Below are 15048 nucleotides of genomic sequence, written 5' to 3' on the forward strand. Positions count from 1 at the left end.
GCTCGCTCCCACCCTTTAAATCGCAGCTGCCTTTGAGGTCGTGGGAGCGGGCTCAGGCGCTCCGGTATTCGGTGCGAAGCGCCAACCCTTCCTTCAAATACTCCACCAACTTCCTCACCTTCGGTGACAAATGCCGCTGCTGCGGGTACAGCGCCCACACCGCCGTATTGGGTGGTTGGTGCGCCTCCAGCAACGACACCAACGCGCCACTGTGCAGGTGCTCCAGCACGTAATAGTCGGGCAACTGACACAGTCCGATTCCCTGCAACGCAGCATCCAGCACCGCTTGCCCACTGTTGCAGCGCCAGTTGCCTTGCACGCGCTGGGCGTGTTCACGCCCCTCGTTCTGCAAGGCCCACACGTCCGAGCTGCCAATCAGGCAGTTGTGCCGCGCCAGTTCCGACAGGCTGTGCGGCCGGCCATAGCGTTCCAGGTAAGCCGGCGAGGCGCACAGGTACATGCGCCGTGGCGCCAGGCGCGAGGCCACCTGCCGCGAGTCTTGCAGGCGGCCCAGGCGTACGCCCAGGTCCAGGCCTTCATGCACCAGGTCCAGGGTGCGGTTGCTCAGCTCAATGTCCACCCGCAGCTGCGGGTACAGGCCCATGAATCGCGTCACCAATGGCACGATGAAGCGCTCGCCATAGGCCACGGCGCAGGTCATGCGCAGCAGCCCCTTGGGTTCGCTGTTAAGGTCGCCCATGGCGCGCAGGGCTTCTTCGCGGCCGTCCTGCAAGCGCTGGCAATGTTGCAGGAAGGTCTGCCCGGCCTCGGTCAGCGTCACCCGCCGGGTACTGCGGTACAGCAGTCGGGTTTGCAGGCGCTCTTCCAGGCGCGCTATCTGCCGGCTGATATGCGACGAAGAAATGCCCAGGCGTTCGGCGGCGGCAGTGAAATGGCTGTATTCAGCCACGGCCACGAATTCGTCGATACCTTCCCAGCGGTTCTCGTTCATTGATTGTCCCTGTACAGCAATAATGTTTTGCCTTTGGCTTGATTATTCATCAAGGGCGCATGAATTACACTGAATGCCTTACTTAAACACTTCAGGAGAAGGTTGCGATGATCAAGTCCCGTGCCGCAGTAGCGTTCGAGGCCAAGAAGCCGCTGGAAATCGTTGAAGTCGACGTGGCCATGCCCAAGGCTGGCGAAGTGCTGGTGCGCATCGTCGCTTCCGGCGTGTGCCACACCGATGCCTACACCTTGTCCGGTACTGATCCAGAAGGCATCTTCCCGTCTATCCTGGGCCACGAAGGCGGCGGCATCGTTGAAGCCATCGGCGAAGGTGTGACCTCGGTGGCCGTGGGCGACCACGTGATTCCGCTGTACACCGCCGAGTGCCGCCAGTGCAAATTTTGCCTGTCGGGTAAGACCAACCTGTGCCAGGCCGTGCGCGCCACTCAGGGCAAGGGCCTGATGCCCGACGGCACTTCGCGTTTTTCCTACAACGGCAAGCCGCTGTTCCACTACATGGGGACCTCGACCTTCTCGGAATACACCGTGCTGCCGGAAATCTCCGTGGCCAAGATCCAGAAAGAAGCGCCGTTGGAAAAAGTCTGCCTGCTGGGTTGTGGCGTCACCACCGGTATCGGCGCGGTACTGAACACCGCCAAGGTCAAGCCGGGTGACACCGTGGCCATCTTCGGCCTGGGCGGCATCGGCCTGTCCGCCGTGATTGGCGCGGTGAAGGCCAAGGCCAGCCGCATCATTGCCATCGACATCAACCCTGCCAAGTTCGAGATCGCTCGCCAGCTGGGCGCCACCGACTGCGTCAACCCCAAAGACTTCGACCGTCCTATTCAGGAAGTCATCGTCGACATGACCGATGGCGGCGTGGACTTCTCGTTTGAGTGCATCGGCAACGTGCAACTGATGCGTGCCGCGCTGGAATGCGCCCACAAGGGCTGGGGCGAGTCGGTGATCATCGGCGTGGCCGGTGCCGGCCAGGAAATTTCCACCCGTCCGTTCCAGCTGGTAACCGGCCGCGTCTGGCGTGGTTCGGCGTTTGGTGGCGTGCGCGGCCGTACCGAGCTGCCAAGCTACGTGGAAATGGCCGAGAAGGGCGAAATCCCGCTGGACACTTTCATCACCCACACCATGGGCCTGGAAGACATCAACAAGGCGTTCGACCTGATGCATGAAGGCAAAAGCATCCGTTCCGTCATCCACTTCTGAGGAGCGGCGGCACGCTTCACGTTGAAAGCTGCAAGTTGTAGCAACCCATACCTCTTGCAGCTTAAAGCTTGGAGCTTGGCGCTGGAATAAATCTATGATTTTGGACAATATCTCCTGCCAGAAGAGTTTCGGCGGCTGGCACAAGCGCTATCGGCACCGCTCCGAGGTGCTGGGGTGCGACATGGTGTTTGCCGTGTACCTGCCGCCCCAGGCGGAGCAGGGCGGCAAGTTGCCGGTGCTGTATTGGCTTTCGGGCCTGACCTGCACCGATGAGAACTTCATGCAGAAGGCCGGCGCGCACAAGCTGGCGGCCGAATTGGGGATGATCATCGTCGCGCCGGACACCAGCCCCCGTGGTGCAGATGTGCCGGGTGATCCGGATGGCGCCTGGGACTTCGGCCTTGGTGCCGGTTTCTACCTCAATGCCACGCAGCAGCCCTATGCCAAGCATTACCGCATGCACGACTACGTGGTGAACGAGTTGCCAACCTTGGTGCAGGCGCACTTTCCGGCTTCCGGGCGCCGCAGCATCAGCGGTCACTCCATGGGCGGGCATGGGGCGCTTGTGTGTGCCTTGCGCAACCCGGGGCGCTATGCCTCGGTGTCGGCGTTCTCTCCCATCAGCAACCCCATGGATTGCCCGTGGGGCCAGAAGGCGTTCTCCCATTACCTGGGCGAGGAGCGTTCGCGCTGGCGCGAGTGGGATGCTTCGGTGCTGATGGCTGAAAGCAAGACGCCGCAAGCCTTCCTGGTGGACCAGGGCGATCGTGATGATTTCCTCGTCAACCAGCTCAAGCCCGAGGCGCTGGTGCAGGCAGCGAAGGCGGCGGGCCATGCGCTTGAAGTGCGGATGCAGCCGGGCTACGACCACAGCTACTACTTCATCGCCAGCTTCATCGATGACCACCTGCGCTATCACGCCAAGGCGCTCGGTTTGAATTGAACCGTGGCTGTGGGGGCGGGCTCTGCCCGCGAAAAGAACACCGCACAGGGTCAGGGGTACCATGGTGTCAGCTAAGCGGGCAAAGCCCGCTCCCACGTTGGATCAAGGTTTGGGATGAATTTTGGTGATGTCGTTTTGCCCCTGATCTGCGGCGTTTTGGGGCCGCTTTTTGCGGCCCCGTTGTTACATAAAGCAGGTAGAATCACGCCCTGTCTCCTTCAGGGCTTTTCTATTTATGCGTATTGGCCACGGCTACGATGTGCACCGTTTCGCTGACGGCGATTTCATTACCCTGGGCGGTGTGCAAATCGCTCATACATTCGGCCTGCTCGCCCATTCTGACGGCGACGTGCTGTTGCATGCCTTGAGCGATGCCTTGCTCGGCGCAGCGGCCCTGGGTGATATCGGCAAGCACTTCCCCGACACCGATCCGCAATTCAAGGGTGCTGACAGCCGCGTGCTGCTGCGCCACGTAGTGGCCATCGTCCAGGCGAAGGGCTGGAAGGTCGGCAATGTCGACGCCACCATCGTTGCCCAGGCGCCAAAAATGGCCCCGCACATCGACGCCATGCGTGCTCTGATCGCCGCCGACCTGCAGGTCGAGCTGGACCAGGTAAACGTCAAGGCCACCACCACCGAGAAGCTAGGCTTTACCGGCCGTGAGGAAGGTATCGCGGTTCACGCCGTTGCCTTGTTGCTGCCAGCATGACCGAACTCGAACTGTTGGGCCCCTGCGCTGCTGGGCCAGCGCTGGGCCGTGCCGTGCTCAAGGCCACTGCCGAAGACTTCCAGGTCGACGAAGTGCTGGATATCCCGCTGGCCGGTGAAGGCGAGCACCTGTGGCTGTGGGTGGAAAAACGCAACCTCAACACCGAGGAAGCCGCGCGCCGCCTGGCCAAGGCTGCCGGGGTGCCGCTGCGCACCGTCAGCTATGCCGGCCTCAAGGACCGCCAGGCGCTGACCCGCCAGTGGTTCAGCCTGCACCTGCCAGGCAAGGCCGACCCCGACCTGAGCGCTGCCGAAAACGAAACCCTGAGCATCCTCAAAATCGCCCGGCACAAGCGCAAACTGCAGCGTGGTGCCCACTCGGCCAACGGCTTCACCCTGCGCTTGACGGCCTTGGAAGCCGACCGCGTTGCGCTGGATGCGCGCCTGAACCAGCTCAAGGCCAGCGGCGTGCCCAATTACTTCGGCACCCAGCGCTTCGGCTTTCAGGGCGGCAATGTCCATGACGCCCGCCAGTGGGCTGAACGCCAGGCCTTGCCAGAACAACGCAACGTGCGCTCGCGGCTGCTGTCCACGGCCCGCAGCTACCTGTTCAACCAAGTGCTGGCCGCACGCGTGGCCGACGGCTCCTGGAACCAGGCGCGGGTGGGCGACCTGCTGGCGTTCACCGACAGCCGCAGCTTCTTCCCCGCCGGCGAAGCCGAGTGCAGTGACCCGCGCCTGGCCATTCTCGACCTGCACCCTACCGGCCCCCTGTGGGGCGAAGGTGACTCGCCGGCCGCGGGCGCCATCCATGAATTGGAGCAGAATGTTGGCGTGCGTCTGGCGCCACTGGGCAATTGGCTGGCAAAAGCGGGCATGGCGCACGAACGACGCATCCTGCGGCTGCCCATCGGCCAGTTGACGTGGCATTATCCGGAGCCTGACATTCTGCAATTGGAATTCGTTCTACCGGCCGGATGCTTCGCCACCGTGGTGGTGCGCGAGCTTGTTGATCTGGTGCCGGCAGGGCAGACGGACAACCCATGCGTATTCTGATATCAAACGATGATGGGGTCGCCGCACCCGGCCTGGCCGCGCTGCATGAAGCGCTGGCCGACTACGCCGAGTGCACGGTGATCGCCCCGGACCAGGACCGAAGCGGTGCCAGCAGTTCGCTGACGCTGGACCGGCCGCTGCATCCGCAACGGCTGGCCAACGGCTTCATCAGCGTCAATGGCACGCCCACGGACTGCGTGCACCTGGGCCTCAACGGCTTGCTGGCGCAGGAGCCGGACCTGGTGGTGTCGGGCATCAACTTGGGCGCCAACCTGGGCGATGACGTGCTGTACTCCGGTACCGTGGCCGCAGCGCTGGAGGGTCGGTTCCTGGGACGTACCGCGTTTGCGTTCTCGTTTCTGTCACGTCAGGTGGATAACCTGGCCAGCGCCGCCTGGTATGCCCGGCACCTGATCCAGGCCCACGAGTTGCTTGATCTGCCGCCCCGCACGGTGCTCAATGTGAATATTCCCAACCTGCCGCTGGAGCGCATCCGTGGCATCCAGCTCACGCGCCTGGGCCACCGCGCCCGTGCCGCGGCGCCAGTGCGCATGGTTGATCCGCGCGGCAGGGAAGGCTACTGGATCGCGGCGGCCGGCAATGCCGAGGACGGCGGGCCCGGTACCGACTTTCATGCGGTGATGCAGGGCTACGTCTCGGTCACACCGTTGCAACTGGACCGCACCTTCAGCCCGGCCTTTGCCAGCCTTGAAGGCTGGCTGGAGGGGTTGCGTTAATGCGCGAGCAAGATGACCTGACCCGGCGCGGTATCGGTTTCACCTCCCAGCGCACCCGCGAGCGCCTGATTCAACGCCTGTACGAAGAGGGCGTCAGCAACACTCAGGTGCTGGACGTGATTCGGCGCACGCCTCGTCATCTGTTCGTCGATGAAGCCCTGGCTCACCGCGCCTACGAAGACACGGCCTTGCCCATCGGCCACAACCAGACCATCTCCCAGCCCTACATGGTGGCGCGCATGAGCGAGCTGCTGCTGGAAGCGGGCCCGCTGGACAAGGTCATGGAGATCGGCACTGGCTCCGGCTACCAGACAGCCGTGCTGTCGCAGCTGGTGGAGCGGGTGTTTTCGGTAGAGCGCATCAAGGTGCTGCAGGACCGCGCCAAGGAGCGCCTGGTCGAACTGAACCTGCGCAATGTGGTGTTTCGCTGGGGCGACGGCTGGGAGGGTTGGCCAGCACTGGCGCCCTATAACGGCATCATCGTCACGGCCGTGGCCACCGACGTGCCCCAGGCGTTGCTGGACCAGCTGGCGCCAGGCGGCCGGCTAGTGATACCGGTGGGTTCCGGGGAGGTGCAGCAGTTGCTGCTGATCGTTCGTGAAGAACACGGCTTCTCTCGCCATGTGCTCGGTTCCGTGCGCTTCGTGCCGCTATTGAACGGCCCGCTGGCCTGAGCGGCTTTTCGCGACACGGGTGAATTCTTCGGCCGGGCGTGTGTCTGACAGCGCAGCCGTTGACGGTTGTCATGCGAATACGTCAGTAAAACCCGAGTGGATGGTTATAATTGCGACACAACAGTCTATTTTCCTATCAGCCACCATTTTCAAGGGAGCGGCGGGTGAGTCCCACAGTCATTCGGCAGCATGCAGGTTTATCGAGCTACAAGCTTCTGGTGATTGGTCTCGCCCTTGCAACCACATTGGCCGGTTGTGCAAGCCATCCTGCGGGCGGCGTGCGTGTGGTTGACCGCAGCAGCGGCGGCGCGTCGGCACCGGCCGTACCGGAACGCCAGCCGGTCACTACGGGCCAATACCGGGTCAAGCGTGGCGACACGCTGTTCTCCATCGCCTTCCGCTACTCCTGGGACTACAAGGCCCTGGCGGCGCGCAACAACATTCCCGAGCCCTATACCATTCATCCGGGACAGGTCATTCGCTTCGGTGATGGCAGCAGCCCATCTGTACCGGTTGCCAGTACGCAAACTGACACCTCGACGTCGCCGTCGGGCTCGTTCAAGGTTACTCGTCGGCCCATTATCTTCACGCCGGTACCGGGCGCGGCCGGGCAGAAAACCGCCGCGCCGGCGCCTGTCGTCGCCGCTCCCGAGCCCGTGCCAGTGCCCGCTGGAGAGAAGATCGCAGGGGGCTGGACCTGGCCTGCGAACGGCGTACTGATTGGAAAATTTGCTTCAAACGGTAGTTTGAATAAAGGCGTTGATATCGCCGGTGAATTGGGACAGCCTGTTTTTGCTGCGTCTGATGGTTCAGTTGTTTACGCCGGGAGTGGGTTGCGGGGCTACGGCGAGTTGATAATCATCAAGCACAGCGATACCTACGTCAGCGCCTACGGTCACAACCGCAGGCTGTTGGTTCGGGAGGGGCAACAGGTCAAGGCCGGGCAGACAATTGCCGAAATGGGTTCGACGGGTACCGACCGGGTGAAGCTTCACTTCGAAATTCGCCGCCAAGGTAAACCTGTAGATCCGCTGCAATTCCTGCCGCGTCGTTGATGTGTTGCCAAGCCTGTTCCTTCACGTAGTGGGGACAGGCTTTAGCGTTGCCAAGGACATGTGCAACGCTGGAGCTTGAGGTCGAACTCAGCAAAGGACTATAACAATGGCTCTCAACAAAGAAGCGCCGGAGTTTGACATCGACGATGAGGTGCTCCTTATGGAAGCCGGCATCGTCCTGGATGCGGAAGCGGACGACGAACCGGTGGCAACACCTGTTCGAGCCAAGGCCAAGAGCTCCACAGCGCTCAAGCAGCACAAGTACATCGATTACACTCGTGCGCTGGATGCGACACAGCTGTATTTGAATGAAATCGGCTTTTCCCCACTGCTGTCTCCGGAAGAGGAGGTTCATTTTGCGCGGTTGTCGCAAAAGGGCGATCCGGCCGGACGCAAGCGCATGATCGAAAGCAACCTGCGTCTGGTGGTGAAAATCGCTCGACGCTACGTCAACCGGGGCCTGTCCCTGCTCGATCTTATCGAGGAAGGTAACCTGGGCCTGATCCGGGCGGTCGAGAAATTCGACCCCGAGCGCGGTTTCCGCTTCTCGACCTACGCCACCTGGTGGATTCGCCAGACCATTGAACGCGCCATCATGAACCAGACCCGGACCATCCGGCTGCCGATTCATGTCGTGAAGGAACTCAATGTCTACCTGCGGGCGGCGCGCGAACTGACCCAGAAGCTGGACCACGAACCCTCGCCGGAAGAAATCGCCAGCTTGCTGGAAAAACCGGTGGGCGAGGTCAAGCGCATGCTGGGGCTCAATGAGCGGGTTTCCTCGGTAGACGTCTCCCTGGGGCCGGACTCGGACAAGACCCTGCTCGACACCCTTACCGACGATCGCCCCACCGACCCCTGTGAGCTGCTGCAGGACGATGACCTGTCGCAAAGCATTGACCAGTGGTTGTCGGAACTCACCGACAAGCAGCGTGAAGTCGTGGTGCGTCGCTTCGGCTTGCGCGGTCATGAAAGCAGTACCCTTGAAGACGTAGGTCTGGAAATTGGGCTTACCCGTGAGCGGGTACGCCAGATCCAGGTCGAAGGCCTTAAACGGCTGCGCGAGATCCTCGAGAAAAACGGCCTGTCCAGCGAGTCATTGTTCCAGTAACTCGGTTTGACAGCGCAGACGCCCCGACTGGTTCGGGGCGTTTTCGTTTGTGTTGTTGAGAATGATTGTCGGTGATTGCTTACGGCTTATGTAAGCGATTGTGCGGCAGGCCTGTCACCGTTTCTCCATGGCCTGCGCCAATGCCTTGTATTTATAGGTATTTATCGGTTGTGTCAGCGATGAAAAGACTTTTCCTGAAAGATTTGCGCAGTTGAATCGTCATGTGGATTCTCTACTATCGAACCTGTGCCAAGGAGTAGGCACAGGCTTTCAGGGAAGAAGGTCAGGACATCGCAAGACGCGATTCATCAGGACGATGACAGGGAATACAGGGAATAGGGACAGAAAAGGTGGGCGGCTTATGCCGCCCCTTTTTTTTGTTTGAGACTTGTGGCGCCCGGGCGCCTGTCCCACCAATCCAAGATAAAAAAAGACCCCATGAAGGGGCCTTTTTCACACTCGAACGCCTTAGCGCTCCAGGTGCTCGATCTTGCCGGTTTTGCCGTCCCACTCCGCCGCGTCGGGCAGAGGGTCCTTGCGCTCGGTGACGTTCGGCCACACTTCTGCCAGCTCGGCGTTCAGCTCGATGAAGTTCTCCATCCCGGACGGGATTTCGTCTTCAGAGAAAATGGCCACAGCCGGGCATTCAGGCTCGCACAGGGCGCAGTCGATGCACTCGTCCGGGTGAATCACCAGGAAGTTCGGGCCTTCGTAGAAGCAGTCCACCGGACAGACTTCGACGCAGTCGGTGTATTTGCACTTGATGCAGTTGTCGGTGACGACGAAGGTCATTTCAAAATATCTCCTCAAGGCGGCAGCGAAGCCCCTGAAAAAGGGCCGCGCGGTTTGGGCTGGTCAGCCGGCGGACCAGGCTAAGAGCCCGTGGCATTCCCAAACCGCGCGGGATTCTATCAGCTTGTGCGCTGCTGCGTTAGATCCGGTTCTTTAGTGTATAGAGCAATTCGATAGCTTGGCGTGGCGTCAGGCCATCAACGTCGGTCTTGCTGAGTTGTTCCAGCACCGGGTGCGGCAAGCTGGCGAACAGATCGCTCTGGTGCGGTACCTGGGGTTGACCCGGGGCGCTGGCGATCGGTTCGTGGGGCAGGCTCGCCGTTTCCAGGCGGCCCAGGTGTTCCTTGGCGCGGGCGATGACCGCGTTCGGTACGCCGGCCAACTGCGCCACGGCCAGGCCATAGCTCTGGCTGGCAGGCCCCGGCAGCACATGATGCAGGAACACGATGCGTTCCTTGTGCTCGGTGGCGCTCAGGTGCACGTTGGCTACCAGTGGCTCGTTTTCCGGTAGTACCGTCAATTCGAAATAGTGCGTGGCAAACAGAGTATAGGCCTTGAGCTGTGCCAGGCGCTCGGCGGCGGCCCAGGCCAGCGACAGGCCGTCGAAGGTGCTGGTGCCGCGACCCACTTCGTCCATCAGCACCAGGCTCTTGTCCGTGGCGTTGTGCAGGATGTTCGCGGTTTCGCTCATTTCCACCATGAAGGTGGAGCGCCCGCCGGCCAGGTCGTCGCTGGAGCCGATACGGGTGAAAATGCGGTCCACCATGGACAGCTCGCAGGCGGCGGCCGGTACGAAGCTGCCAATGTGGGCCATCAGCACAATCAGTGCGGTCTGGCGCATGTAGGTGGACTTACCGCCCATGTTCGGGCCGGTGATCACCAGCATGCGGGTGTTGTTGTCCAGGGCCAGGTCGTTGGCCACGAACGGCGTGGTCAGTACCTGCTCGACCACCGGGTGGCGCCCCTGGTTGATGCGCAGGCACGGCTCGTCGACGAACACCGGGCAGTTGAGGTCCAGGTTCAGCGCACGCTCGGCCAGGTTGCTCAGCACGTCCAGCTCGGCCAGGGCGGCAGCGGTATCCTGCAGCGGCGGCAAGTGGCCGATCAGGTTTTCCAGCAATGCGTCGTACAGCATCTTCTCGCGGGCCAGGGCGCGGCTCTTGGCCGACAGCGCCTTGTCCTCGAACGCCTTCAGTTCCGGCGTGATGAAGCGCTCGGCGCCCTTCAGGGTCTGGCGCCGAATGTAATCGGCGGGCGCCTGTTCGGCCTGTTTGCTCGGCAGCTCGATGAAGTAGCCGTGTACACGGTTGTAGCCCACCTTGAGGTTGGCCAGGCCGGTGCGCGCTTTTTCCCGGGCTTCCAGGTCAATCAGGAACTGCCCGGCGTTTTCGCTCAGGGCCAGCAACTCGTCCAGCTCACTGTCGTAGCCGGTCTTGAGCACGCCGCCGTCGCGGATTACCGCCGGAGGGTTGTCGACGATGGCCTTGCTCAGCAGGTCGGCCAGCTCCGGGTAGGTGCCGGCAATGGTCGCCAGCAACGCCAGGTGCGGCGCTTCCAGGTCGGACATGGCCACTTGCAGTTCTGGCAAGGCTGCCAGCGCGTCGCGCAGGCGCGCCAGGTCGCGAGGGCGGGCGTTGCGCAGGCCGATACGGGCGAGGATGCGCTCGATATCGCCAATTTCCTTTAGCTGCGGTTGCAGGCTTTCGAAGCGGTAGCCGTCCAGCAGGCAGCTGATCGAGCTTTGCCGAGCCTGCAGTACCTTCAGGTCGCGCAGCGGGCGGTTCAGCCAGCGGGTCAGCAAGCGGCTGCCCATGGCGGTCTGGCAGCGGTCGATCACCGATTGCAGGGTATTGTCGCGCCCGCCGGCCAGGTTGGTGTCCAGTTCCAGGTTGCGACGGCTGGCGCCGTCCAGCACCACGGTGTCGTCCAGGCGCTCATGGCGCAGGCTGCGCAGGTGCGGCAGGGCGGTGCGCTGGGTTTCCTTGGCGTAGCCCAGCAGGCAGCCGGCGGCGCCGATGGCCAGGGTCAGGTTCTCGCAGCCAAAGCCCTTGAGGTCCTGGGTGGAGAACTGCTGGCACAGGCTCTTGTGCGCGGTGTCGCGCTCGAAATCCCATGGCGCGCGACGGCGCGAACCGCGACGCTTCTCCGCCGGCAGGCCTTGGGGCCAGTCGTCGGGAATCAGCAGCTCCACCGGGTTGATGCGCTCAAGCTCCGCCAGCAGGTTCTCCCAGCCCTTGATTTCCAATACCGCGAAATTGCCGCTGGTGATGTCCAGCACCGCCAGGCCAAACAGGCGCTCGTCACCCAGCACCGCAGCAATCAGGTTGTCGCGACGCTCATCCAGCAGCGCCTCGTCACTGACCGTGCCGGGGGTGATGATGCGCACCACCTGGCGTTCCACCGGGCCCTTGCTGGTGGCCGGGTCGCCAATCTGTTCGCAGATCACCACCGACTCGCCCAGCTTCACCAGCTTGGCCAGGTAACCCTCGGCCGCGTGGTAAGGGATGCCGCACATGGGGATCGACTGCCCCGCACTCTGGCCGCGAGCTGTCAGGGTGATGTCGAGCAACTTGGCCGCTTTCTTCGCGTCTTCGTAGAAGATCTCGTAGAAGTCGCCCATGCGGTAGAACATCAACTGGTCCGGATGCTGATTCTTCAGCTTCCAGTACTGCTGCATCATGGGGGTGTGGCTGGAAAGATCACTCATGCAGAAACTTGGCTCGCGGTGGCGGGTGTGTCAAAAGGCAAGCGGCGAATACTACAGGGATTTTTTCGCACTTGCCGCCTGTACACCGTGCAATCTGCTGTCTATAGGAGAAAAATGCACTGGAGCATTTACAAGGCACGCGGTTGCGTCGCACTATCAAGGGTATGCAAACACGTACCGTAGCCCTCATTCTCAAGGAACTGCTCGCGCGCGATGGCCTCTGCGCCACCGAGCTGCACCGGCGCACGGGTGTTGCGCAGTCCACCCTGTCGCGCATCCTGGCTGGCAAGATCGTCGACCCCGCCGACAAGCACATCGCCAAACTCGCCGAGTATTTTCGCGTCAGCACCGACCAGCTGCGCGGTCGGGCCAGCCTGCCTTCGGGCAATGGGCATGCGGAGCTGCGGGACATCAGCCTGTGGGACGACGACACGCCGGTGGAAGATGACGAAGTGTCCGTGCCTTTTCTGCGCGAAGTCGAACTGGCTGCGGGTTCAGGCCGGTTTGTCATAGAGGAAAGCGAGCGCGCCAGCCTGCGATTCGGCAAGCGCAGCCTGCGCCACAACGGCGTGCAGTTCGACCAGGCCAAATGCGTGACCGTGCGCGGCAACAGCATGCTCCCGGTGTTGCGCGATGGCGCCACCGTGGGTGTCAACGCCGGCAAGCGCGGTATCGGCGACATCGTCGACGGTGACCTGTACGCTATCAACCACAACGGCCAATTGCGCGTAAAGCAGCTCTACCGCCTTCCTACAGGCATCCGCCTGCGCAGCTTCAACCGCGAAGAACACCCCGACGAAGACTACAGCTTCGCCCAGATGCAGGATGAGCAGATCATCATCCTGGGCCACGTCTTCTGGTGGGGCATGTACGCCCGCTAGCAGCGCCCCACACTTCCTTGGCCGACAGCCTGTCGGCAGTGGTTACGATGCATGCATTTGTGCATTGAATAAATATGCATTAGCGCATAGTCTGGTTTTGTAACGTCTTGCCAGGAGGAAGAGACATGCAATTGAACCAGGCATTTCTACAGGAAGTCCCCGTCTGGCTGGTCGTGATGCTGGCGCTGCTGGGTGGCGTCACCGGCGAGATGTGGCGCGCTGACAAGGAGGGGGCTCAAGGCTGGCACCTGCTGCGCCGCGTATTGATGCGCTCTGGGGCCTGCATGGCCTGCGGGCTGGCGGGCACCATGCTGCTTTACGGCGCAGGACTGTCGTTGTGGTCGGCCAGCGCGCTGGGGTGCATGACCGCCATGGCTGGGGCGGACGTGGCGCTCAGCCTTTATGAGCGCTGGGTAGTTAAGCGCTTGGGGTTGGGAACGGCGGGGCGGCGCAAGCGCTTGTGACCGAGTAAAAAAATCGTCCCCTTGATATTTTTGGATATTCGGCACAACTCAATGTGTTTAGCAATCTTTTGCGACTTTTAATATGGGTGGCTAGCGATCTGCTTTTGAGTGTGTGGGTATTCGATTGTTCTGGTGCAAATTTTATCTCGGAGAAATTAGTTTACATTTGTGCTGTTGATGCTTTGGTAATTATTCCATAGATTCGATGGTGTCTTCTGTTGTTGGGCGGTACTGGATGTGTCCAATTTTGCGGAGGCGTGTCTCAAGCACTTGTTTGGAGGTAGGGGACTCTTAGTCGGTTCGTCTTGAGGAAAGTATATGATTTTTACCAGCGACGATATTCAAGTACATGACGATGGCATCACTGTCGAGGAGCAGAATCTAATTGCTGTTCAGTTCAACGCCGCAATGTGGCGCTATGGTTGGCCTCGGAGCGATGCCTATTTCTCCAGGCCCTGTTGGCATATATTTATAGCTGGAGCGCGCCGTCCGGAAGGCGAGTGTTGTGCGAGTGAACTGGCCGTGAATCCCGAGTGGGGTTTTCTTGCTTCTGTCTGGGGCAGAATAAAAGAGCTGCATATTCCCGATGCAATTTTGTTGGGAGTATATGCTAACGGCCAGACGCTTGGTCAGGACTCCCCAATTCATCGTGATAACAAGCCGCAGGAGCGGGGGAAAACAGTCGTGTTATTCTGTAATTCCCATTGGGCTAGTTGCTGGGGCGGCGAGTTAATCTTTTATGATCATCAGAAAATGAACGTCATAAAATCGGTGTTGCCGCGTTCTGGAAGGTTTGTTGTTTTTAATGGTCAGACTCCACATAGCGCTCGGTCGCCTTCCGTGGCCTGTGATCAGCTGAGGGTGACTATCGCATTCAAGACTGTTTTTTAGTCACTGTTAATAGGAAGTCTTGTGGGTCGAAATCAAGCGTTGAGAGCAAATCCTTCTCGGTCAATGATGGCAGTATTTATTGGGTTGAGCGACCGCCAGCGAGTGAAAGTATTTGCATGGACGGCCTCATCGTTTTTGGTCATTGGGTTAGCTTTGGTTTTGTTTTTTCCAGAAAGAGCTATTTCAAAGTCGGCTCCACTTATCCCCGCGTCCGGAGTTATCTGGAAATCCTTAGGTGCTAGTGATGAAGATCGGACGATTTTGCGTTTTCTATTGAAGGTTGAACCTGGCTCGGCATCCAGACAGGTTTTCGCTCCATTGTCTGCCAGTGATACTCGATGTGGGGCTCATCGTCTTTCGGTTGGTGAAACGGTAAGGCTGAGTGTCGAAGTTCGGGGGGATGATTTTATAATCAGGGCGGCTGCAAACACTGCAGGCTGCATTTTATTTGATGACGCTGTGGCTGAACAAGTGAGGCTGGGTCGTCAGCAATTGCGGCGAACGTATGCTGCCTATTTTTTTGGTCTGTCAGTGCTCTCGTTCGTTTTCGCGCTTTGGTACTGGCTTAAAGGGTAGTTATATATTGCGACGAATACCTTCGCTGGTACGACCACTTTTCTAAAAATTACAGCAGAGTATCAAGATACCCGGCAATTCAGCGTTGGGGACGTCATTAGTCTTGTTGGGAACGTTGCGGGAACCGCTGCTGCGTTCACCTTCTTGGCAGGATTTGGTCCGGCTAGTTTGGGCTTCACTGCTGTGGCAGTCGGTGCGTCGGCACTTGGGTTGGTGACTTGCGACACTGCTCGCATGATTCACGATGCAGTAATTGCGCCCATTGCACAGAAGTATTTTGC

15 protein-coding genes are annotated in these 15048 nt (G+C 60.5%); 12 read left to right on the top strand and 3 right to left on the bottom strand.

The window, feature by feature from the left end; translation table 11 throughout:
* Nucleotides 1-52 precede the first annotated feature (52 nt).
* Nucleotides 53-952 carry a LysR substrate-binding domain-containing protein gene (locus tag PMM47T1_RS05055; protein WP_008366403.1) on the bottom strand — a complete coding sequence of 300 codons (900 nt, stop codon included), beginning with the start codon at nt 950-952 and terminating at the stop codon, nt 53-55.
* Between the two features lie 107 nt (nt 953-1059).
* Here PMM47T1_RS05055 and PMM47T1_RS05060 point away from each other — a divergent pair, with 107 nt between their 5' ends.
* The 8 genes from PMM47T1_RS05060 to rpoS all read left to right on the top strand — a co-directional run bounded on the left by PMM47T1_RS05060 (nt 1060) and on the right by rpoS (nt 8456).
* Nucleotides 1060-2172, top strand: coding sequence for an S-(hydroxymethyl)glutathione dehydrogenase/class III alcohol dehydrogenase (locus PMM47T1_RS05060; RefSeq protein ID WP_008366405.1), 1113 nt, complete (start codon nt 1060-1062; stop codon nt 2170-2172).
* Nucleotides 2173-2266: 94 nt separating this feature from the next.
* Nucleotides 2267-3115, top strand: a complete 849-nt coding sequence (gene fghA / locus PMM47T1_RS05065; RefSeq protein ID WP_008366406.1) for an S-formylglutathione hydrolase — start codon at nt 2267-2269, stop codon at nt 3113-3115.
* Between the two features lie 235 nt (nt 3116-3350).
* Nucleotides 3351-3824: a 2-C-methyl-D-erythritol 2,4-cyclodiphosphate synthase gene (gene ispF, locus PMM47T1_RS05070; RefSeq protein WP_008366408.1), complete on the top strand. Its 474-nt coding sequence runs from the start codon at nt 3351-3353 to the stop codon at nt 3822-3824.
* Nucleotides 3821-4879, top strand: coding sequence for a tRNA pseudouridine(13) synthase TruD (gene truD, locus PMM47T1_RS05075; protein ID WP_008366411.1), 1059 nt, complete (start codon nt 3821-3823; stop codon nt 4877-4879). The genes ispF and truD overlap by 4 nt, the downstream gene beginning before the upstream one ends.
* On the top strand, nt 4867-5616 hold the full coding sequence (gene surE / locus PMM47T1_RS05080) for a 5'/3'-nucleotidase SurE (RefSeq protein ID WP_008366412.1): 750 nt from the start codon (nt 4867-4869) through the stop codon (nt 5614-5616). Before truD ends, surE begins: the two co-directional genes overlap by 13 nt.
* Nucleotides 5616-6290, top strand: a complete 675-nt coding sequence (locus PMM47T1_RS05085) for a protein-L-isoaspartate(D-aspartate) O-methyltransferase (RefSeq protein WP_008366414.1) — start codon at nt 5616-5618, stop codon at nt 6288-6290. The genes surE and PMM47T1_RS05085 overlap by 1 nt, the downstream gene beginning before the upstream one ends.
* 164 nt (nt 6291-6454) lie before the next feature.
* A complete protein-coding gene (locus PMM47T1_RS05090) occupies nt 6455-7345 on the top strand; it encodes a peptidoglycan DD-metalloendopeptidase family protein (RefSeq protein ID WP_008366416.1) in 891 nt (296 codons plus the stop codon).
* Nucleotides 7346-7451: 106 nt separating this feature from the next.
* Nucleotides 7452-8456 (top strand): RNA polymerase sigma factor RpoS, encoded by a 1005-nt coding sequence (gene rpoS / locus PMM47T1_RS05095; RefSeq protein WP_008366418.1) that lies wholly within the window; start codon nt 7452-7454, stop codon nt 8454-8456.
* A 468-nt stretch (nt 8457-8924) separates the two neighbouring features.
* Here the strand turns inward: rpoS and fdxA are convergent, their stop codons facing one another.
* Together fdxA and mutS are read right to left on the bottom strand one after the other, a co-directional pair.
* Complete coding sequence (gene fdxA, locus PMM47T1_RS05100) at nt 8925-9248, bottom strand: ferredoxin FdxA (protein ID WP_008366420.1); 324 nt, start codon at nt 9246-9248, stop codon at nt 8925-8927.
* A gap of 139 nt (nt 9249-9387) precedes the next feature.
* Nucleotides 9388-11955, bottom strand: a complete 2568-nt coding sequence (gene mutS, locus PMM47T1_RS05105; protein WP_008366422.1) for a DNA mismatch repair protein MutS — start codon at nt 11953-11955, stop codon at nt 9388-9390.
* A 164-nt stretch (nt 11956-12119) separates the two neighbouring features.
* On the opposite strand from mutS, the gene PMM47T1_RS05110 reads away from it, so the two are divergent.
* The 4 genes from PMM47T1_RS05110 to PMM47T1_RS29685 all read left to right on the top strand — a co-directional run bounded on the left by PMM47T1_RS05110 (nt 12120) and on the right by PMM47T1_RS29685 (nt 14767).
* A complete protein-coding gene (locus PMM47T1_RS05110; RefSeq protein ID WP_043300730.1) occupies nt 12120-12836 on the top strand; it encodes a LexA family transcriptional regulator in 717 nt (238 codons plus the stop codon).
* A 125-nt stretch (nt 12837-12961) separates the two neighbouring features.
* Nucleotides 12962-13300, top strand: a complete 339-nt coding sequence (locus tag PMM47T1_RS05115; protein ID WP_008366426.1) for a phage holin family protein — start codon at nt 12962-12964, stop codon at nt 13298-13300.
* A gap of 318 nt (nt 13301-13618) precedes the next feature.
* Nucleotides 13619-14191, top strand: coding sequence for a 2OG-Fe(II) oxygenase (locus tag PMM47T1_RS30055; RefSeq protein WP_008366428.1), 573 nt, complete (start codon nt 13619-13621; stop codon nt 14189-14191).
* Nucleotides 14192-14212: 21 nt separating this feature from the next.
* Entirely contained in the window at nt 14213-14767 is a 555-nt protein-coding gene (locus tag PMM47T1_RS29685) for a hypothetical protein (RefSeq protein ID WP_157212953.1), read from the top strand.
* The last annotated feature ends 281 nt before the right edge of the window (nt 14768-15048 follow it).

It is taken from the genome of Pseudomonas sp. M47T1 (assembly GCF_000263855.1).
Taxonomy (GTDB): Bacteria; Pseudomonadota; Gammaproteobacteria; order Pseudomonadales; family Pseudomonadaceae; genus Aquipseudomonas.